Genomic DNA, 20,067 nt, shown 5'->3' with positions numbered 1-20,067 from the left:
AATCCTCAACAATTTCATGCAATTGCCGAAACAGAAGCGTAGAAGCTTCGGCGAAAGGGAGTGTCGGGAAAAGAGGGGATGGTGCCCAGAGGCGGATTCGAACCACCGACACGCGGATTTTCAGTCCGCTGCTCTACCAACTGAGCTATCTGGGCCTGTTCCGGCAAACGAAAACTCGCAGGCCGGAATTCATCGAGGCGCCGTGGGCGCCCCTTGAAAGCGCGTGGGTTATAGCACGGGAATTCGGCCTGTCCAGCGCCTAGGTGGCGATTTCAGGCAGGAAAAGCGATGCCGTGCGGCGCCCGGGTTTCCATGCCGCTTGCGGGCCGGAATCGCGCACGGCATGGCACGATCCGGCCTTCGCCATTCTTGTCCGTGCCGCTATTGCAGGCTGAAACGCCGTGACATGTCTTTTAGCCGGCGGTCGAGGCGCAGCAATGCTCGCGGCACTGGGCGCCCGCAAGTCGCCATCGCCTATCTGGCGCCGGTCACGCCGCGGCGAAAATCGGAAGGCGACATGCCGGCGAGCTTGCGGAACGACTTGTTGAAGGCGCTGAGCGAGCCGAAACCCGAATCCATGGCGACACGCAGCACATTGGCGTCCTGATGCATCAAAAGCGCCTGCGCATAGCTCAGCCGCAACAGGTTCACATACTCATTGAGCGTCATGCCGGTGGATTTCTTGAACAGGCTCATGGCGTATTTGGGATGGATGTCGGCGGCCGCGGCGATGTTCACGCAATCGATGTCATAGAGGAAGTTTTCGGCGATGAAATCGCACATGCGTCCGACATTGCGCGACGATTGCTGGTCGAAGGGGCTGCCTGTTTCCTGGTCGGTCGGAGTTGCGGATACCAGCCGGTAGGGCTCGAACCGCACCCGCTCCAGCCGCAGCAGCAATTCGTTGACGGCATGTTCGGCCTTGGCCTGGTCGCCGGACCGGGCGTAGCGGTTCCAGCGCTCGAAATTATGGTTGTCGGACTGGTCGGTGGCTGATGTCACCAGTGTCGCGCCCGTCATCAGCCGGTGCCTTATATCCGTGGGCAGGTGCAGCCGGAAGAAATGCACCAGCGGCAGATGCGCCCCGGCATAGATGGCGTCGTCGGACAAATCGTCCATCTGGTGCGGCAGGCCACCCCAGAACAGGCACATCTCACCGGCCGAAAGCGAAATCTCATGGTCGTTCATGCGGTAATGCACGCTGCCGCGCACGATGAAATTGACCTCGACCTGGGCGTGCCAATGCGGCTTGAGCATCACCAACGGATTGGTGTGAAACATCTGCAGGAGCAGCGGCAGGCCTTCCACGCTGCTGGCCCCAGGCTGGTAGAACGGCCGTTCAGGCATCTTACTTTCCGCCAATTTCATATTCCCTTTGACGGCGACAGGCCTTGCCCGGTGCATAGTCTAGCCACGCTCACAGTGAGAGAGCAAATGAAATGGGAGGATTTCAATGCGCATCACAATGACCTGCGCCGCGCTCGCGCTTGCCCTGGGCTCAGCCCCGGCCTTCGCGCAATCCGGCGAAATCACCATCTGGAGCTGGAATGTCGCGGCTTCATCGCTGAAAGCGACCATTGCCGGCTTCAACAAGCAATTTCCCGACGTCAAGGTCACGGTCCAGGATCTCGGCAACCAGCCGACTTACGACAAGTCGATCGCCGGCTGCGCCGCCGGCGGCGTCGGGCTGCCTGATGTCGTCACCATCGAGAACGGCGAGGCCGAGAATTACTGGAGCCAGTTCCCCGACTGCTTCGTCGACCTGCATACGCTCGGTTACACAGCCGACGACCAGAAAAAATTCCCTGATTTCAAGCGCACCGAGTTGGAAGTGGGCGACAAGGCCTACGCGATGCCGTGGGATTCCGGCCCGGTGGCCGCCTTTTATCGCCGCGACTTCTACGAAAAGGCCGGCGTCGATCCGGCTTCGATCAAGACCTGGGACGATTTCATCGCCGCCGGCAAGAAAATCCAGGCCGCCAATCCTGGCGTCTCGATGACAAATGCCGATTTCAATGGCGACTCGGAATTCTTCCGCATGATCTCCAACGAACAGGGCTGCGCCTATTTCTCCGAGGACGGACAATCGATCACGGTCAACCAGCCCAAATGCGTCGATGCCATGACCAAGGTCAAGGAGATGAAGGACGCCGGCATCATCTCGTCGGCCGACTGGGGCACCAAGATCACCAACAACACCGCCGGCACCGTCGCCACCCAGATCTATGGCGGCTGGTATGAGGGCACCATTCGCACCGAATCTGCCGGCGAAAACGGCAAATGGGGCGTCTATCTGATGCCGAGCCTCACCGCCGACGGGCCGCGCGCCGCCAATCTTGGCGGGTCCTCGCTGGCCATCACCTCGGCTTCCAAGAACAAGGAGGCTGCCTACGCCTATCTGAAATACACGCTCGGAACCAATGAAGGCCAGATCACGATGCTGAAGGAGTTCGGCCTGGTACCGTCCCTGGTCTCGGCGCTCGACGATCCCTATGTCGCGCAAGGCCTGTCTTACTGGGGCGGCCAGGCGGTATGGAAGGACATTCTCGGCACCTTGCCAAAGGTTGTTCCGAGCCGCGGCACGCAGTTCCAGAGCGACGCCGAAATCATCGTCCGCGCCGTGCAGACCAAGTATCTGGCCGGCGGCTATCCTGACGCCAAGGCGGCGCTCGACGATGCCGCAAGCCAGATCGCGGCGGCGACCGGACTGCCCGTCAAATCTTGATCACCGCTTCTCCTTCTCCCCTTGTGGGAGAAGGTGGATCGGCGCGATAGCGCCGAGACGGATGACGGGTGCTCCAGCGGAGTGAGACGTTTGCGTTCCCTGGAACACCCCTGATCCGTCGCCTTCGGCGACACCTTCTCCCACAAGGGGAGAAGGGAAGACCCAGGCGACGGCGCGAAACAACAAGCGGTAGAAGGAGGAGCAAGATGCGCAATCGTAACGCCACGGCCTATCGCTTCCTCACGCCCTATCTGCTGATCTTCGCGATCTTCTGGGTGTGGCCGATCATCAGCTCCTTCATGATCTCCTTCCAGGCGACGCGCACCGTGCCGTGGCGGTTCGCTCCGAGCTTCAACTGGGGCCGGTTGATCGGCGATCCGGCCTTCTTCAACGCCCTGAAGAACACGCTGCTCATCCTGGTCATCCAGGTGCCGGTGATGATCTCGCTGGCGCTCGTCATGGCGGTGCTTTTGAACTCGCCGCTCTTGAAGGCGCGTGGCCTCTACCGCTTCGCCTTCTTCGCCCCGGTCGTGGTCGGCGAGGTTGCCTATTCGGCGGTGTTCCGGCTGATGTTCAACCTCGATTTCGGCATCATCAACAAGCTCCTGAACAGCGTCGGCCTGCCCAAGATCGACTGGTTCTCCAACGTCGCGCCGGCGATGGCGCTGATCATGATCGCGGTGACCTGGCGCTGGGCCGGTTACAACGCCATCATCCTGCTCGCCGGCATGCAGTCCATTCCCGAAGACGTCTACGAGGCGGCGACGCTCGACCGCGTCAGCAAGCTCAAGCAGTTCTTCTACATCACCCTGCCGCTGCTGAAGCCGGTCATCGTGTTCTGTCTCGTGCTGTCGATCATCGGCACCATGCAGCTGTTCACCGAGCCCTTCCTGATCACCGAGCGCGGCGGGCCGGGCGGCGGCACGGAGACGCTTGGCCTGCTGCTTTACCGCCAGGGCTTTCGGTCGCTCAACTTCGGCTACGCCTCGGCCGTCGCCTACACCATGGCCGGGCTGGCGATCGCCATCACGCTGGCGCAGCTGTGGCTGACGAGGGAACCGAAATGAGTTCGCGCTCCTCCGCCAGGCTGGGACGCAGCATCGCTCTGCATCTGTTCCTGACGCCGCTGGCGCTGATCTGGCTGTTTCCGCTGTGGATGATGGTGGTGTTCTCGACCATGCCCGACAACGGCATCTTCAGCCCCGGCATCGAGCTTTTGCCGCACGGCAATTTCATCGACAATTTCAACAATCTGCAGCGTGACACGAACTTCGTCGGCGCCATCGGCATTTCGGTCTCGGTGGCGGTGACCTACACCATCCTGTCGGTGCTGCTGACGTCGATGGCCGGCTGGGCGCTGGCCCGATACCAGTTCTTCGGCAAGGGCGCGGTTGTCGCCATCATACTGGGCACCATAACGCTGCCCTATGCGGTCGTGCTGATCCCGCAGTTCATCATGGTGGCGCGCGACTTCAAGCTCGCCAACACCTGGGTGGCGCTGATCGTTCCGCCGCTGTTCAATTCGCTCGGCGTGCTGTTCATGCGGCAGAGTTTTTCGATGATGCCGGACGACCTCTTCGATGCGGCGCGCGTCGAGGGCGTGAAGGAGTGGCGCATCTTCCTCTTTGTCGCGCTGCCTTTGGCGCGGCCGATGCTGGCCGCACTCGCCATCATCCTGTTCCTCGCCTCCTGGAACAATTATCTGTGGCCGCTTTTGATCAACAGCCAGCCTGGTTCGATGACGGCGCCGGTGGCGCTCGGTACGCTGATCGGCCTCACCAAGGTGTCATGGGGCGGCATCATGGCGGGCGCTGTAATGCTGACGGTGCCGATGCTGGTCGTCTTCGTGCTGCTGCAGCGCCATTTCATCGCCGGCATTGCCGCCGGCGCGGTCAAGTAAGGGGCAGCATGGCAACGGTCACGCTCACCAATGTCGTCAAGCGCTTCGGCGTCTTCGAGGTCGTCCATGGCGCCAGCATGGACATCAAGGACGGCGAGTTCGTCGTCTTCGTCGGCCCCTCCGGCTGCGGAAAATCGACGCTGCTCAGGATGATCGCCGGGCTCGAGGACATCAGCGGCGGCGAAATCGCCATCGGCGGCAAGGTGGTCAATGATGTCGAGGCGGCCGACCGCGGCATCGCCATGGTGTTCCAGTCCTACGCGCTGTATCCGCATATGAGCGTCGAACAGAACCTCTCTTTCGGCCTGCGCATGACCGGCAATCCAAAAGCCGACACCGAACGGCGGGTGAAACGGGCGGCCGAGATCCTGCGCATCAGCGAACTGATGGACAGACGCCCGAAAAAACTCTCAGGCGGTCAGCGCCAGCGCGTCGCCATCGGCCGCGCCATCGTGCGCGAACCGCAGGTGTTCCTGTTCGATGAGCCGCTCTCCAATCTCGACGCCGAATTGCGCGTCCAGATGCGCGTCGAGATCTCCCGGCTCCACAAGGAACTGGGCACGACAATGATCTATGTCACCCACGACCAGACCGAGGCGATGACGCTCGCCGACAGGATCGTCGTGATGCGCGCCGGCCATATCGAGCAGATCGGCCGGCCACTCGATCTCTACGACAACCCCGACAATCAGTTCGTCGCCGGCTTTGTCGGCTCGCCGAAGATGAATTTCATCAAAGGCCGGGTTGTCGGGCACGATGCACCTGGCGTCGTGGTCGAACTGGCGGGCCAGGAGAAGACCCGCATCACGCAACCGCTGACTGGCACTGCGCCCGAAATCGGCAGCCCAAAAATCGGCAGCAAGGTCATTGTCGGTGTGCGGCCTGAACATTTCGGCAATGCCGGAGAAGGCGACGCCGACCTTGTGGTTGCCATCGACGTGATCGAGCACCTGGGCGGCACAAGTTTCCTCTATGCCAGAACGGCCAACGGGGACGACGTGGTGATCCAGCGCGACGCGGCAAAGGTCCCTGACACGTCCGCGATCACCGTTTCCATCCGCAAATCCTACCTGTTCGACGAAAAAGGACTGCGGCTGCGCTGACCGCCAGCCCTTTCCAGCCTTCAAGGAGAATGACAATGACCGCAACCACGCCCATTCGCTGGGGCATTCTCGGCCCGGGCAGCATCGCCCAGTCCTTTGCCGGTGGCGTGGCCGCTTCGGACACCGGCAAGCTGGTCGCCATCGGCGCACGCAATCCCGCCAAGCCGGGGCTTGCCGAGCGTTTTCCCGGTGCCCGTATCCTCGACGGCTACGACGCCCTGCTCGCCGACCCCGACATCGACGCCGTCTACATTTCGATACCGCATCCAGGCCATGCGCAATGGGCGATCAAGGCGGCCGAGGCCGGAAAGCATGTGCTGTGCGAAAAGCCGCTGGCGCTGACCGCCTTCGAGGCCGACGCCATGATGCATGCCGCGCGCAAGGCCGGCACATTCCTCGGCGAAGCCTTCATGTACCGGTTGCACCCGCAGACCAAGAAGCTGGTGGAGCTGATCAGGTCCGGCGTCATCGGCGAGATCAGGATGATCAAGTCGAGCTTCGGTTTCGCCATGCCGGGCTTCATGCCGCAGCACCGGCTCTATGCCAACGATCTCGCCGGCGGCGGTATTCTCGATGTCGGCGGCTATCCCGTCTCGATGGTCCGGCTGATTGCCGGTGCGGCCGTCGGAAAGCCCTTCAGCGAGCCAGACAAGGTGGTCGGCACCGCCCATCTGGGCCAGTCCGGCGTCGACGAATGGGCCTCCGCGCTGCTGCATTTCCCCGGCGGCATTGTCGCCGAAGTCTCCTGCAGCATCTCGCTCAACCAGGACAATGTGCTGCGCATCCTGGGCACAAGGGGCCGCATCGAAGTGCCGGACTTCTGGTTCGCCGGCGGCAACCGCGATGTCGGTCTCGGCCGGATAGACGTCATCGCCTCCGATGGTACGCGCCAGACCATCAGCGTCGACGAGAAGCGCCATGTCTATTCCTTCGAGGTCGACGCAGCCGGCGAGGCGATCCGCGCCGGCGGCCAAGAATTCGCCTGGCCGGGCATGGCGTGGGCGGAAAGCCTCGGCACCTTGCGTGTGCTGGACAAATGGCGGGCGGCAGCCGGCCTCGAATACGGTATCGAGAAGGCCGAGCAACGCACCAACACCATCTCCGGCCGGCCTTTGCGGTCCGGCGGCACGGCGATCGCCAAGCGCACCATTCCTGGCCTGTCGAAACCGGCATCGGTGGTGGCGCTCGGCTTCGAGGATTTCCGTACGTTTTCCTCAGGTTCGATCCTGCTCGATGCCTTTTTCGAGGCCGGCGGCAATCTCTTCGATACCGGCTATGTCTATGGCGGCGGCTATACCGAGAAGCTGCTTGGCGAATGGTTGAAAAACCGTGGCGTGCGCGCGCAATCGGTGGTCATCGCCAAGGGCGCGCACTCGCCGCTGTGCTATCCTGATGTGATCGGCAAGCAGCTCGACCAGACGCTCGAACGCCTGCAGACCGATCATGTCGATGTCTACTTCATGCACCGCGACAATCCGGATGTGCCGGTCGGCGAATTCGTCGATGCGATGGATCGCGAGGTCAAGGCCGGCCGCATCCGCGGCCCGTTCGGCGGTTCGAACTGGACGATGGAACGCCTGGATGAGGCAATTGCCTACGCCGAACGCACCGGCAAGCAAAAGCCCGGTGCGCTGTCCAACAATTTCTCGCTGGCCGAAATGCTGGAGCCGATCTGGGCTGGCTGCGTCACGTCCTCCACGGATGTCTGGAAGGCCTGGCTGACATCCAGGCAGATGCCGAATTTCGCCTGGTCGAGCCAGGGGCGCGGCTTCTTCACCGATCGGGCGGGTCGCGACAAGCAAGACAATGAGGAGCTGGTGCGAGTCTGGTACTCCGAGCGGAATTTCGGCCGCCGCGACCGGGCGATCGAACTTGCCGCGAGACTGGGCAAGAGCCCGATCCATATTGCGCTGGCCTATGTGCTCGCTCAGCCCTTCCCCTCCATCCCGCTGATCGGGCCACGCACGCTGGATGAACTGGACGACAGCCTGCGCGCTCTCGACATCACGCTTTCGCAAGCCGATCTCGAATGGCTGGACGGCGGCAGCCTGCGCGCTGCCTAGTTGGCTGCCTGTTTAACCGTGGCGGCGTCAGGTCTCGTCATCGAACGCCCTGACGCCGCGCCTGGCCGGAGTCCGCAAATTCGCGTACATGCCTGTGGTGCGGAACTGGCTCGGTGTGATGCCGTAGCAGCGGCGGAAGACCTTTGAAAAATAGTTCGCTTCCTCGAAGCCGCATAGGATGGCGACTTCCTTCACCGGCAAAAAATCCGCTTTGGTCAGCAGCTTCGCCGCGCGTTGCAGGCGCTGCTGCAGCACGAACTCGGCCGGAGGCAGGCCTTCGCTCTCGGCGAAACAGCGTGAGAAATGGGCTCGGCTGAGGCCGCTGATCTGGACCAGGTCCGCCACCGGCAGCGGCTTGTCGAGATTGGCGTTGATGTGATCGATGATCGGCTGCATGGCGCTTAGTTTTTCGGCGAAGGCATGGGAACCGAAGACATCGTCATAGAGCGCCATCGCAGCCTCGTAGGCTATCGCGGAAGCAGCACCCGGCGAAGCGGCGCCTTTGATCAGGCGCAGGCTGCAATCGGCAAGATGATCGATTGTCGCCGGCTGCAGCCGAAATACAGGACCCGAGACGCTGAGGATCGACTTGTGGATGCGCAGCGCTTCCTCGCCGTTCATCGAAATCCAGAAATATTCCCAGCGCTCATCTCCAGCCAGCCAGTAGCGGTGGTTGTGCGGCACCAGCACCAGCAATGTGTCGTTCTTCTGCAAGCGGTAGTTGCGGTTTTCGTAGCGCAGCCGGCCAGTCCCGCTGATCGTGTGCTGGAGCACGGTGAACGGTGTCTGACCGCGCTTGCGGCCGTCCCAGTCGTAGATTTCGTCCTCGCGCACTTCGTAGCCCGTGCTCGTCGGCATGGCGTGCAGGCGCTGGCGGCCGCGCGGCAGCGAGATCGTGCGCATGGACTGTCCGTGTTCTATCAAATTATGCAGCACAAAATTACCCCTGAAAGCATAATCCTTCTCTGGTCGCGCTCGCGAATAAGCGCATAATCCCCATCGAAAAGCGAGAGAGATCCGCAGTCAAGGAGCGGACAGGGAGGTTGGCGAGCCGGATTCCGGCTTGTCCTGCATACATGTCGCGGCATGTGGCTAGAGCCTCCCATTGTCATTCCTTGCCTGCAATTTAAAATGGAATGAGGTGCGGCTGATGAGTTTCAAAATCGCTATCATCGGTGCCGGCAGCGTCGGCTTCACCAAGAAATTGTTCACCGACATCCTGTGCGTGCCCGAATTCAAGGACATCGAATTCGCGCTGACCGACGTCAGCGAGCACAATCTTCAGATGATCAAGGCGATCCTCGACAGGATCGTCCAGGCAAACAGGTTGCCGACCAGGGTGACGGCGACCACCGACCGCCGCAAGGCGCTCGAAGGCGCTCGCTACGTCATCAGCTGCGTGCGGGTCGGCGGCCTCGAAGCCTATGCCGACGATATCCGCATTCCCTTGAAATACGGCATCGACCAGTGCGTCGGCGATACGATCTGTGCCGGCGGCATTCTCTATGGCCAGCGCAACATTCCGGTGATCCTGGATTTCTGCAAGGACATACGCGAGGTCGCCGAGACGAACGTCAAATTCCTGAACTACGCCAACCCGATGGCGATGAACACCTGGGCGGCGATCGAATACGGCAAGGTCGACACTGTCGGGCTCTGTCACGGCGTCCAGCACGGCGCCGAGCAGATCGCCGAGGTGCTTGGCGCGAAGTCCACGCAGGAGCTCGACTATGTCTGTTCCGGCATCAACCACCAGACCTGGTTCATCGACCTGCGCCTCAACGGCCGCCCCATTGGCAAGGATGAACTGGTGGCCGCTTTCGAGGCGCATCCGGTCTATTCCAGGCAGGAGAAGCTGCGCATCGACGTCCTGAAGCGCTTCGGCGTCTATTCGACCGAAAGCAACGGCCATCTTTCCGAATATCTGCCCTGGTACCGCAAACGTCCCGACGAGATCACGCGCTGGATCGATATGTCCGACTGGATTCACGGCGAGACCGGCGGCTATCTCCGCTACTCCACCGAAACCCGCAACTGGTTCGAGACGGAATATCCGCAGTTCCTCGAAGCGGCGTCCAAGCCGATCGACCGCGAGAAACGCTCCAACGAGCATGCCAGCCACATATTGGAGGCGCTGGAGACCAACCGCGTCTATCGCGGCCACTTCAACGTCAAGAACAATGGGGTGATCACCAACCTGCCGCACGATGCCATCATCGAGTCGCCGGGCTTCGTCGACCGTTTCGGCATCAACATGGCCGCCGGCATCACGTTGCCGGAGGCTTGCGCCGCCACCTGCATCGCTTCGATCAACGTCCAGCGCATGTCGGTGCATGCCGCGATATCGGGCGACATCGATCTTCTGAAGCTCGCCGTGCTGCATGACCCGTTGGTCGGCGCGGTTTCGACGCCGGAGGAGGTTTGGCAGATGGTCGACGAAATGGTCGTCGCCCAGGCAGCCTGGCTGCCGCAATACGCCCATGCGGTTCCGGCCGCCAGGGAGCGGCTGTCGACATCCAAGGTGAAGACCCGCGAGTGGGCGGGCGCCGCACGGCGCAGCGTTCGCTCGATCGAGGAATTGCGCGCCGAAAAAGCCGCGCTGAAGCAAGCCGGCTGAAACGGGCCGGCTGAAACGGGCCGGCTGGAAATTCATGCGGTGATGGTGGATCCATGGGAGGCGGATCCACTGCCACGAAGCCGTTTGAATTCGAGGAGAGGCGGAGCGGGTGCAAACGCTCCGGACCAACAAGAGGGAGAGAGACAGTGAGGAATTTACGCAATATCGGCCTTGCTGCCGGACTGGCGCTGAGCGTCTCGGTCTCGGCACTCAGTGCATACGCTTCCGAGCCGACGGTTCCGCCGGCGCCGACACCGTTTCCCGCCGAAGGCAAGATCAATTATGTCGCGCGCGACTCCATTCTGGAGTTCAAGGCGCTTCCCGAATATCACGAGCCCGACTGGGTCACCGAGAAATACGTCAAGACCGGCAAGCTGCCGCCGGTGAAAGACAGGCTGCCGAAGGAGCCGCTGGTCTTCAAGACGGGCAATATGCAAGACGGCATCGGCGTCTATGGCGATACGATGCGCCACGTCATCGGCGGGCGGCCGGAAGGCTGGAACTACGGCGCCGGTCAGACGCAAGGCTGGGGCGGCATCGACATCGGCCTCTCCGAATGCCTGACGCGTACCGCACCGCTGTTCCAGGTCGAGGCCAAGGACACCGAGCCGCTGCCGAACCTGGCCAGGAGCTGGGATTGGTCGAGCGATGGCCACAAGCTGACCATGCACCTCATCGAAGGCGCGAAGTGGTCGGACGGCGTGCCGTTCAATGCCGACGACGTCATGTTCTACTGGGACGACGAGGTCGTCGATCCCAACGTCTCGCCGCTGAACGGCGCCACGCCGGAAACCTTCGGCGTCGGCACGACGTTGAAGAAGATCGACGACTACACCGTCGAATGGACCTTCAAGGACGCCTTCCCGAAGCAGTACCTGTATGCCATGGCCTACGGCACCTTCTGTCCTGGTCCCGCGCACATCCTGAAGCCGCAGCATCCGAAATATTCGAAGAACACCTATGACCAGTTCAAGAATGCCTTCCCGCCGGAATTCATGAACATGCCGGTGATGGGCGGCTGGGTCCCGGTCGAATACCGGCCGGACGACATCATCGTCATGCGCCGCAATCCCTATTACTGGAAGGTCGACGAAAAGGGCAATCAACTGCCCTATCTCAACGAACTGCACTACAAGCTGTCGACCTGGGCCGATCGCGACGTCCAGGCGGTGGCCGGCGCGGCTGATTTTTCCAATCTGGAGCAGCCGGAAAACTTCGTCGCCTCGCTGAAGCGTGCGGCGGAGGCGAACGCGCCTGCCCGTCTTGCTTTCGGCCCGCGGCTCATCGGCTACAATCTGCGCTTTAATTTTTCCGCCAATGGCTGGGGCAATCCGGACGAACGCGGCCAGGCGATCCGCGAGCTGAACCGCAACGAGGATTTCCGCAAGGCCGTCACCATGGCGCTCGACCGCAAGGCGCTCGGCGACTCGCTGGTCAAGGGGCCGTTCACCGCCATCTATCCCGGCGGCTTGTCGTCAGGAACCAGCTTCTACGACCGCAATTCGACGGTCTACTACCCCTTCGACCTCGATGGCGCCAAGGCTGAACTCGCCAAGGCCGGCCTCAAGGATACGGACGGCGACGGCTTCGTGAATTTCCCTTCCGGCACTGCCGGCGGCAAGAATGTCGAGATCGTGATGCTGGTCAACAACGACTACACGACCGACAAAAGCCTTGCCGAAGGCGTCGTCGCCCAGATGGAAAAGCTCGGGCTGCGGGTCGTGCTCAACGGCCTCAACGGCACCCAGCGGGACGCTTCGCAATACTCCGGCCGCTTCGATTGGCTGGTCCGGCGCAACGAACAGGAACTGACCTCGGTGGTGCAGAACACCGTGCAGCTTGCCCCTGTCGGCCCGCGCACCAGCTGGGACCATCGTGCGCCGGAAAATGGCGAGGTCGATGTGATGCCGTTCGAAAAGGACCTCGTCGACATCGTCAACAAGTTCGTCTCCACGCAGGACAATGACCAGCGCGCCAGCTTGATGAAACAATTCCAGAAGATCTCGACGGAGCACGTCTACAATGTCGGCCTGACGGAATATCCCGGCGCGCTGATCGTCAACAAGCGCTTCTCGAACATTCCGCAGGGCACGCCGATCTTCATGTTCAACTGGGCCGAGGATTCGATCATCCGCGAACGGGTATTTGTCGCCGCAGACAAGCAGGCGAAATATGAATTGTTCCCCGATGAGCTGCCCGGCAAACCCGGAGAGAAGGGGCTGATGAATTAGGTTTACCTCCCTGACTGAGAGACCTCCGGCCGCGCCGCTGGCGCGGCCGGACAAACCAACCTCCGGACGCAACCAAGGGCGCGATCGGCGAGACAAGGAAATGAACCGTCCATGCTGCGATTCCTGCTCACGCGCATAGCGTCGGCAATCCCGGTCCTCGCCATCTTGAGCCTGGCCACCTTTGCCATCATCCAGGCGCCGCCGGGTGACTATGCCGACTACATCCGCTCGCAGGCGATCAACCAGGGTGGAGCTTCCTTTGCCGAGGCCGACGCGCAGGCAAAGGCCTATCGCATCGAGCATGGCCTCGATAAGCCGCTGCCCGTGCAGTATCTCAACTGGATCGTCGGCATCGTCGCTCGAGGCGATTTCGGCTACAGCCTGTACTACAACAAACCGGTCGCCGATGTGGTCGGAGAGCGCCTGCCGCGCACGCTCCTTCTGGCGCTGGTCTGCCATCTGCTGGCCTCGGTGCTGGGCATCACATTCGGCATATGGGCGGCGACAAGGCAATACACCTGGATCGACTCGACACTGTCGGCCATCTCCTTCCTCGGCATGACGGTGCCGCGCTTCCTGATGGCGCTGATCATCGTCTATCTCCTGGTCTTCCAGTTCAACGTGTCTGAGATCGGCTCATTCTTCTCGCCGCAATATGGTGGTGCGCCGTGGTCGTGGGCCAAATTCGTCGACCTCGTCAAACATGTCTGGCCGGTGGTGGCGATCGCCACTTTCGGCGGCCTCGCCTACAATATGCGCGTCATGCGCGGCAATCTGCTCGATACGCTGAACGCGCAATATGTCGAGACGGCAAGGGCCAAGGGGCTGACGGGTGCTGCTGTCGTCATGCGCCACGCCGTGCCCAACGCGCTGCATCCGCTCATCATGTATCAGGGCGTGGTGCTGCCCTATATGCTGACCGGCGAGATCGAGACGGCGATCATCTTCGCACTGCCGACCGTCGGCCCGGCGATCGTCGGCTCCATGGCTGTCGGCGACGTCTATGTCACCGCCACCTTCATGATGGTCCTGTCGGCGACGCTCATCGTCGGCAACATCATCGCCGACATGCTGCTCGTGCTGCTCGATCCGCGCGTGCGCCAGTTCGGGGAGCGTTGAGATGCTGGCGCGCGATCCATCCCCTCCACCGCTGCCTGCCGAAGGGCCCATCGTCGCCAAACCGGCGCATGGCAACGAAAGCTACATCGCGCTTGTCTGGCGCCGGCTGAAGCGCTCCTGGACCGGCATGGCCGGGCTCTGGCTCGTCGTGCTGCTGCTGGTGATGGCCGTATTCGCCGAATTCATCGCGCCAATGGACCCGAAGGTCACGGATGTCGGCTTCGCTCCGCCGCAGGTGCCAAGCTTCCATGACAGAGACGGCGGTTTCACCGCACGGCCGAGGGTCTATGCGCTGGCCGATTCGGCGGACCTCGATCCGGTCACTTTCCAGCCCGTCGTCGGCCCCGACTATGATCATCCTAGGCTGCTCGGTTTCTTCGTGCATGGCGCGCCCTACAAGCTGTTTGGGCTGCTGCCGGCGGACCGGCATCTGTTCGGCTCGCTGGACGGCCAGCCGGTGCATTTCCTGGGCACCGACAAGTTCGGCCGTGACGTGCTGTCGCGCGCCATCCACGGCTCGCGCGTCTCGCTGATGATCGCCCTGACGGTCGTCTTCATCATCACCGTCATCGGCACCACCGTCGGCATGGTTTCCGGCTATTTCGGCGGCAGGTTCGATGTCTGGATGCAGCGCTTCGTCGAACTGGTGCTCGCCTTCCCGCAACTGCCGCTCTATCTGGCGCTGACGACGCTGATCCCGGTCACCGCTCCCACCAACGTCTTCCTCGCTTTCGTCATCATCGTCATGTCGGCCTTGGGCTGGGCGCAGATGTCGCGCGAAGTGCGCGGCAAGACGCTGGCGCTGGCGCGGATCGAGTATGTGCGCGCCGCCATGGCGGTCGGCGCCACCGACCGGCGCATCATCATGCAGCACATCTTCCCCAATGTGATGAGCCATGTGATCGTCGCCGTGACGCTGGCGATCCCGACCGTGGTGCTGCTCGAATCCTTCCTCGGTTTCCTCGGCTTCGCCGTCAAGCCGCCGCTGATCTCGTGGGGCCTGATGCTGCAGGACACCGCGACCTATTCCGTCATCGGCACCTATCCCTGGATCCTGTCGCCGGTCGGTTTCGTGCTGGTCACCGTCTTTGCCTTCAACGCGCTGGGCGACGGCCTGCGTGACGCCGTCGACCCTTATTGAGGTGGCACAGATGTCCGTCGCGCTCGCCGAATCCTTCGCACCGATCGTCCGTCACGACCATGACGGACGCCAGGACCAGCCGATCATCGATGCCCGCAACGTCGCCGTGGCCTTCAAGGTCGAGCATGGCGTCGTCGAAGCGGTCAAGGATATCTCGTTCCAGCTCTATCGCGGCGAGACGATCGCCATCGTCGGCGAATCCGGTTCGGGCAAGTCGGTGACGGCGCGCACCGTCATGGGCCTGCTGTCGCGGCGCGCCACCGTGTCGCCCGGCTCGAGCGTCTGTTATGACGGGCAAAACATCCTGAAATTTCCCGAGAGCGCCCGGCGCAAGCTGCGCGGCAACCGCATCTCGATGATCTTCCAGGAGCCGATGAGTTCGCTCAACCCGATCTATACGGTCGGCAGCCAGATCGTCGAGGCGATCCGGGTGCATCGTAAGGTCAGCCGCAAACAGGCTTGGGCGCGAGCGCTCGAACTTCTGCAGCACGTGCAGATTCCCGATCCTGCCGCGCGGCTCAGACAATACCCGCATCAGCTCTCGGGCGGGCAACGCCAGCGGGTGATGATCGCCATGGCGCTGGCCAACAATCCCGACGTGCTGATCGCCGATGAGCCGACCACGGCGCTCGATGTCACCGTCCAGGCGCAGATCCTGAACCTGATCCGCAGCCTGCAGAAAGAGCTGCGCATGGCGGTGATCCTGATCACCCACGACCTCACCGTGGTGCGCCAGTTCTCCGACTACGTCTATGTCATGCAGCATGGTGAAATGTGCGAGCACAACGTCACCGAACGGCTGTTCGGCGATCCGCGGCATCCCTATACGAGGCGGCTGCTGGCTTCAGAGCCGCACGGGCAGCCGAAACCGCTGCCGGAGGGCTGTGGCACCATTCTCGAGGCCAGCGGCGTGCGCGTCTCATTCATGCTGCGCCACGGCACCTTTCTGAAACCCGACTGGCGCGAATTGGTCGCCGTCGACGATCTCAGCCTGAAACTCTGTCGTCATGAGACGCTGGGGCTGGTCGGCGAGTCCGGCTCCGGCAAGACCACCTTCGGCCAGGCCCTGCTCCGGTTGATCGACGCCAAGCGCGGCGAGATCCGTTTCGACGGCAAGCCGATCCACGGCCTGTCGCGGGCCGAGATGCGGCCGTTGCGCTCGCGCATGCAGATCGTCTTCCAGGATCCGTTCTCCTCGCTCAACCCGCGCATGACGATCGGCCAGATCATCGAGGAAGGGCTGATCGTCAACAGCATAGGGGCGACGCGGCGCGAGCGGGTCGAACGGGTGCGCGACGCGCTGGTCAGCGCCGGCATGCCGGGCGATATTCTGTCGCGGTTTCCGCACGAATTCTCCGGCGGCCAGCGACAACGGATCGCGATCGCCCGCGCCATAGCGCTCGAACCAGAATTCATCCTGCTCGACGAGCCGACATCGGCGCTGGACCTCTCCGTCCAGGCGCAGATCATCGACCTCCTGCGCAAGCTGCAGGACGAGCGCGGCCTCAGCTACCTCTTCATCTCGCACGACCTCAAGGTGGTGCGTGCGCTGTGCCATCGCGTGATCGTCATGCAGAACGGCAAGATCGTCGAGCAGGGCCCCGTCGACGACATCCTGTCCAATCCCAAGACCGCTTACACCGAACGGCTCGTCAGGGCCGCTTTCGATGTGGCCTGAACATATGCCGGAGGTTAGCATGGCAAGAAATCCCAAGATCACGTTCATCGGCGCCGGCTCGACGGTGTTCATGAAGAACATTGTCGGCGACGTGCTGCAGCGCCCGTCGCTGTCCGGCGCGACGATCGCGCTGATGGACATCAATCCGCAGCGGCTGGAAGAGAGCGCCATTGTCGTCAACAAGCTGATCGCGACGCTTGGCGTCAAGGCGAAGACCGAGACCCATTCGGATCAGCGCAAGGCGCTGGCCGGCGCGGATTTCGTCGTCGTCGCCTTCCAGATCGGGGGCTACGCGCCCTGCACCGTCACTGACTTCGAGGTGCCGAAGAAATACGGCCTGCGCCAGACGATCGCCGACACGCTCGGCGTCGGCGGCATCATGCGGGGTCTGAGGACCGTGCCGCATCTGTGGAAGGTGTGCGAAGACATGCTCGCCGTCTGCCCCGATGCGATCATGCTACAATATGTCAACCCGATGGCGATCAACACCTGGGCGATAGCAGAAAAATACCCTGCGATCAGGCAGGTCGGCCTCTGCCATTCGGTGCAGGGCACGGCAATGGAGCTGGCTGAAGACCTCGACCTTCCCTACGAAGAGATCCGCTATCGCTCGGCCGGCATCAACCACATGGCGTTCTATCTGAAGTTCGAGCATCGCCAGCCGGACGGTTCCTACCGCGACCTCTACCCAGATCTCGTGCGCGCCTATCGCGAAGGCCGCGCGCCCAAGCCCGGCTGGAACCCGCGCTGTCCCAACAAGGTGCGCTACGAGATGCTGACCAGGCTCGGCTATTTCGTCACCGAGAGCTCGGAGCATTTTGCCGAATATACGCCCTATTTCATCAAGGACGGCCGCCCCGACCTGATCGAGAAATACGGCATCCCGCTGGATGAATATCCCAAGCGCTGCATCGAACAGATCGAGCGCTGGAAGGGGCAGGCTGAAGCCTATCGCTCGGCCGATCGCATCGAGGTAGAGCAGTCCCGGGAATATGCCTCCTCGATCATGAATTCGGTCTGGACCGGCGAGCCGTCGGTGATCTACGGCAATGTCCGCAACAATGGCTGCATCACCTCGCTGCCTCGGGATTGCGCCGCCGAAGTGCCGTGCCTGGTCGATGCCTCCGGCATCCAGCCGACCTATATAGGCGACCTGCCGCCGCAATTGACCGCGCTGATCCGCACCAACATCAACGTGCAGGAACTGACGGTGCGGGCTCTGATGACCGAGAACCGCGAGCACATCTACCACGCGGCGATGATGGATCCGCACACCGCGGCCGAACTCGATCTCGACCAGATCTGGTCACTGGTCGATGATCTCTTGGCCGCTCACGGCGACTGGCTGCCGGGCTGGGCGCGGGTGGCGCGCAAGACCGAGGCCGCCTGACGACCTCATTTCGGAGCGTCGGGATCCGTCTCTTCCTCGTCATCGCGGGCCTTGATGACATAGGCGCCCTTCAGCCAGCGATTGAGGTCGATGTCCTTGCAGCGCGTCGAGCAGAACGGAAAGCTGTCGCGCGCCGAGGGCTTGCCGCATTCGGGGCAGGGGCGCTTTGGGCGCAAGGGCGTGACTTTGGGATCGGAATTCACAGCCGGGTTCCCGCCAGCCAGCTGCCATGCACCTTGAAGCCTTCGCCGCTCAGCAGCGCGATGGTCTCATAGAGCGGCAGCCCGACGATGTTGGTGTAGGAGCCGACCAGCTTGACGACGAAGGCGCCGGCGAGGCCCTGGACGGCGTAGCCGCCCGCCTTGCCGCGCCATTCGCCCGAGGCGATATAGGCGTCGATCTCTTCGCGCGGCAGCCGCTTGAAACGCACCCGCGTCTCGACCAGGCGCTGGCGCAGCTTGCCACCCGGGGTGATAAGGCAGATGCCGGAATAGACCCGATGCGAACGGCCCGACAACAGCCCCAGACAGTTGGCAGCGTCGTCGAGGGTTTCTGCCTTGGGCAGGATGCGCCGCCCGACGGCAACCACCGTGTCGGCGGCCAGCACGAAACCCGGCGCATAGTCGGCTTCGGTCTTCAGTGACGCAAACGCCCTTTCGGCCTTTTCCTTCGACAGCCGCTTGGCCAGCGAGCGCGGATGCTCGGCACGCAGCGGCGTTTCGTCGATATCGGCCGGCAGCACGCGGTCCGGCTCGATGCCGGCCTGCTGCAAGAGCTCGATTCGGCGCGGCGAACCCGAGGCAAGCACCAGCTTCTGCAAAATGCTCATCGCGGACCAGTCGGGCTTTGCTTACTTGAAACGATAGGTGATGCGGCCCTTGGTCAGGTCGTATGGCGTCATCTCGACCAGAACCTTGTCGCCGGTCAGCACGCGGATGCGGTTCTTGCGCATGCGGCCGGCCGTATGGGCGATGATTTCGTGTTCGTTTTCGAGCTTTACCCGGAACATCGCGTTCGGCAACAATTCCGTCACGACACCCGGAAACTCGAGGACTTCTTCCTTCGGCATTCGATACCTTTGCTTGGATGGTAGTTCCAGCACCCTGGCCGGAATTTCGGCGGAACCTATATGATAATCGTCCGCTTGTGAACACGCTTAATCCGTCGCGTTTTTTGCCTCTGGAAGCAAGAAACGTCGGCCTATGCGCACCTTCAGCCGCTCGCGGACGTCCCGGTACGCTGCCATGATCTGTTCGCGCGTGCCACCGGCGTCGGTCGGGTCCGGCGTCGGCCAATATTCGACCTCGACGGCGAGCGAGCGGGTGAGTTCGAGTGCGGCGTGGTGCGCTTCGGGTGCCAGCGTGACGATGAGGTCGAAATAGTCGTCCTCGAGATCGTCCATCGTCCTTGGGTGGCGCTCGCCCAGCGTGAGATCTTCTTCGGCCAGCACCGCATCGACGAACGGATCGCGCTCGCCGGCGCGAACGCCGGCCGAAGCGACAAAGACGGTGGCGGGCAGCATCCGGCGCGCCAGCTGCTCCGCCATTGGCGAGCGCACGGCATTCATGCCGCACAGGAACAGGATCGAACGGGGCAGGGCGCCGGGCGACAGGGCTAGCCCCGCCAGTGCAGCACGCAGACCAGCGTGAACAGCCGGCGCGCCGTATCGAAGTCGATGTCGATCTTGCCGGACAGCCGGTCCATCAGCGTCTGCGAACCTTCATTGTGCAGGCCGCGGCGGCCCATGTCGATCGCCTCGATATGGCTCGGCGTCGAGGAGCGGATGGCGTCGTAGTAGCTTTCGCAGATCATGTAGTAATCCTTGACGATGCGCCGGAGCGGCGTCAGCGACAGGATATGGGTGACGACGGCGGTGCCATCCTCGCGCGCCACGGCAAACACCAGGCGCTGCTCGGCCAGCGACAGTTTCAGCCGGTAAGGGCCGTCGCCGCTGTCATTGACGGGCTGGAAACTGTTCTCCTCGATCAGGTCGAAGATCGCCACCGCGCGTTCATGCTCGACATCCGGCGTTGACCGGCCGATCGATTCATCGAGTTCGACATCGATCAGCCTGGCGCGGGTTTGATCGGGGCCAGACAT

The 20,067-nt window shown here is 62.5% G+C and carries 18 protein-coding genes and 1 tRNA gene; 11 read left to right on the top strand and 8 right to left on the bottom strand.

The features are described 5' to 3' along the window. Nucleotides 1–79 precede the first annotated feature (79 nt). Both A4R29_RS21665 and A4R29_RS21660 read right to left on the bottom strand, forming a co-directional pair. Nucleotides 80–155, bottom strand: a tRNA-Phe gene (locus A4R29_RS21665). Between the two features lie 319 nt (nt 156–474). Next, nucleotides 475–1,368, bottom strand: coding sequence for a helix-turn-helix domain-containing protein (locus A4R29_RS21660; RefSeq protein WP_024504770.1), 894 nt, complete (start codon nt 1,366–1,368; stop codon nt 475–477). 85 nt (nt 1,369–1,453) lie between these two features. Here A4R29_RS21660 and A4R29_RS21655 point away from each other — a divergent pair, with 85 nt between their 5' ends. The 5 genes from A4R29_RS21655 (at nt 1,454) to A4R29_RS21635 (ending at nt 7,791) form a co-directional block, all read left to right on the top strand. After that, complete coding sequence (locus A4R29_RS21655) at nt 1,454–2,725, top strand: extracellular solute-binding protein (protein WP_063172855.1); 1,272 nt, start codon at nt 1,454–1,456, stop codon at nt 2,723–2,725. 206 nt (nt 2,726–2,931) lie between these two features. Next, nucleotides 2,932–3,792, top strand: a complete 861-nt coding sequence (locus tag A4R29_RS21650; RefSeq protein WP_027163430.1) for a carbohydrate ABC transporter permease — start codon at nt 2,932–2,934, stop codon at nt 3,790–3,792. Next, nucleotides 3,789–4,625 (top strand): carbohydrate ABC transporter permease, encoded by an 837-nt coding sequence (locus A4R29_RS21645; protein WP_013530185.1) that lies wholly within the window; start codon nt 3,789–3,791, stop codon nt 4,623–4,625. Before A4R29_RS21650 ends, A4R29_RS21645 begins: the two co-directional genes overlap by 4 nt. An 8-nt stretch (nt 4,626–4,633) precedes the next feature. After that, nucleotides 4,634–5,728, top strand: coding sequence for an ABC transporter ATP-binding protein (locus A4R29_RS21640; protein ID WP_063172854.1), 1,095 nt, complete (start codon nt 4,634–4,636; stop codon nt 5,726–5,728). A 35-nt stretch (nt 5,729–5,763) separates the two neighbouring features. Further along, nucleotides 5,764–7,791 carry an aldo/keto reductase gene (locus tag A4R29_RS21635; protein ID WP_063172853.1) on the top strand — a complete coding sequence of 676 codons (2,028 nt, stop codon included), beginning with the start codon at nt 5,764–5,766 and terminating at the stop codon, nt 7,789–7,791. A 27-nt stretch (nt 7,792–7,818) separates the two neighbouring features. Here the strand turns inward: A4R29_RS21635 and A4R29_RS21630 are convergent, their stop codons facing one another. Then, nucleotides 7,819–8,694: an AraC family transcriptional regulator gene (locus A4R29_RS21630; RefSeq protein WP_082827476.1), complete on the bottom strand. Its 876-nt coding sequence runs from the start codon at nt 8,692–8,694 to the stop codon at nt 7,819–7,821. A gap of 247 nt (nt 8,695–8,941) precedes the next feature. On the opposite strand from A4R29_RS21630, the gene melA (A4R29_RS21625) reads away from it, so the two are divergent. The 6 genes from melA (A4R29_RS21625) (at nt 8,942) to melA (A4R29_RS21600) (ending at nt 17,967) form a co-directional block, all read left to right on the top strand. Beyond that, a complete protein-coding gene (gene melA / locus A4R29_RS21625; protein ID WP_063172851.1) occupies nt 8,942–10,408 on the top strand; it encodes an alpha-glucosidase/alpha-galactosidase in 1,467 nt (488 codons plus the stop codon). Nucleotides 10,409–10,554: 146 nt separating this feature from the next. Next, nucleotides 10,555–12,639 (top strand): ABC transporter substrate-binding protein, encoded by a 2,085-nt coding sequence (locus A4R29_RS21620; RefSeq protein WP_013530190.1) that lies wholly within the window; start codon nt 10,555–10,557, stop codon nt 12,637–12,639. Between the two features lie 111 nt (nt 12,640–12,750). Continuing rightward, nucleotides 12,751–13,758 (top strand): ABC transporter permease, encoded by a 1,008-nt coding sequence (locus A4R29_RS21615; protein WP_063172850.1) that lies wholly within the window; start codon nt 12,751–12,753, stop codon nt 13,756–13,758. Nucleotide 13,759: 1 nt separating this feature from the next. Then, a complete protein-coding gene (locus tag A4R29_RS21610; RefSeq protein ID WP_013530192.1) occupies nt 13,760–14,899 on the top strand; it encodes an ABC transporter permease in 1,140 nt (379 codons plus the stop codon). A 10-nt stretch (nt 14,900–14,909) separates the two neighbouring features. Next, entirely contained in the window at nt 14,910–16,577 is a 1,668-nt protein-coding gene (locus tag A4R29_RS21605) for an ABC transporter ATP-binding protein (RefSeq protein WP_063173774.1), read from the top strand. Nucleotides 16,578–16,596: 19 nt separating this feature from the next. Next, nucleotides 16,597–17,967 carry an alpha-glucosidase/alpha-galactosidase gene (melA, locus tag A4R29_RS21600; RefSeq protein WP_063172849.1) on the top strand — a complete coding sequence of 457 codons (1,371 nt, stop codon included), beginning with the start codon at nt 16,597–16,599 and terminating at the stop codon, nt 17,965–17,967. A gap of 5 nt (nt 17,968–17,972) precedes the next feature. Here the strand turns inward: melA (A4R29_RS21600) and yacG are convergent, their stop codons facing one another. The 5 genes from yacG to A4R29_RS21575 form a co-directional block, all read right to left on the bottom strand. After that, nucleotides 17,973–18,170: a DNA gyrase inhibitor YacG gene (gene yacG / locus A4R29_RS21595; protein ID WP_013530195.1), complete on the bottom strand. Its 198-nt coding sequence runs from the start codon at nt 18,168–18,170 to the stop codon at nt 17,973–17,975. Then, nucleotides 18,167–18,796: a Maf-like protein gene (locus tag A4R29_RS21590; RefSeq protein WP_063172848.1), complete on the bottom strand. Its 630-nt coding sequence runs from the start codon at nt 18,794–18,796 to the stop codon at nt 18,167–18,169. Before A4R29_RS21590 ends, yacG begins: the two co-directional genes overlap by 4 nt. A gap of 21 nt (nt 18,797–18,817) precedes the next feature. Then, nucleotides 18,818–19,036 (bottom strand): translation initiation factor IF-1, encoded by a 219-nt coding sequence (gene infA / locus A4R29_RS21585; protein ID WP_006200926.1) that lies wholly within the window; start codon nt 19,034–19,036, stop codon nt 18,818–18,820. 87 nt (nt 19,037–19,123) lie between these two features. Then, the gene (locus tag A4R29_RS21580) at nt 19,124–19,594 is read right to left on the bottom strand and encodes an arsenate-mycothiol transferase ArsC (protein WP_013530197.1); all 471 of its coding nucleotides are present in this window, start codon (nt 19,592–19,594) and stop codon (nt 19,124–19,126) included. Next, nucleotides 19,582–20,067, bottom strand: a complete 486-nt coding sequence (locus A4R29_RS21575) for a UPF0262 family protein (protein ID WP_013530198.1) — start codon at nt 20,065–20,067, stop codon at nt 19,582–19,584. The genes A4R29_RS21580 and A4R29_RS21575 overlap by 13 nt, the downstream gene beginning before the upstream one ends.

Source organism: Mesorhizobium ciceri biovar biserrulae, assembly GCF_001618845.1.
GTDB classification, from domain to species: Bacteria; Pseudomonadota; Alphaproteobacteria; order Rhizobiales; family Rhizobiaceae; genus Mesorhizobium; species Mesorhizobium ciceri.
This window is presented reverse-complemented; position numbering and strand designations above follow the sequence as displayed.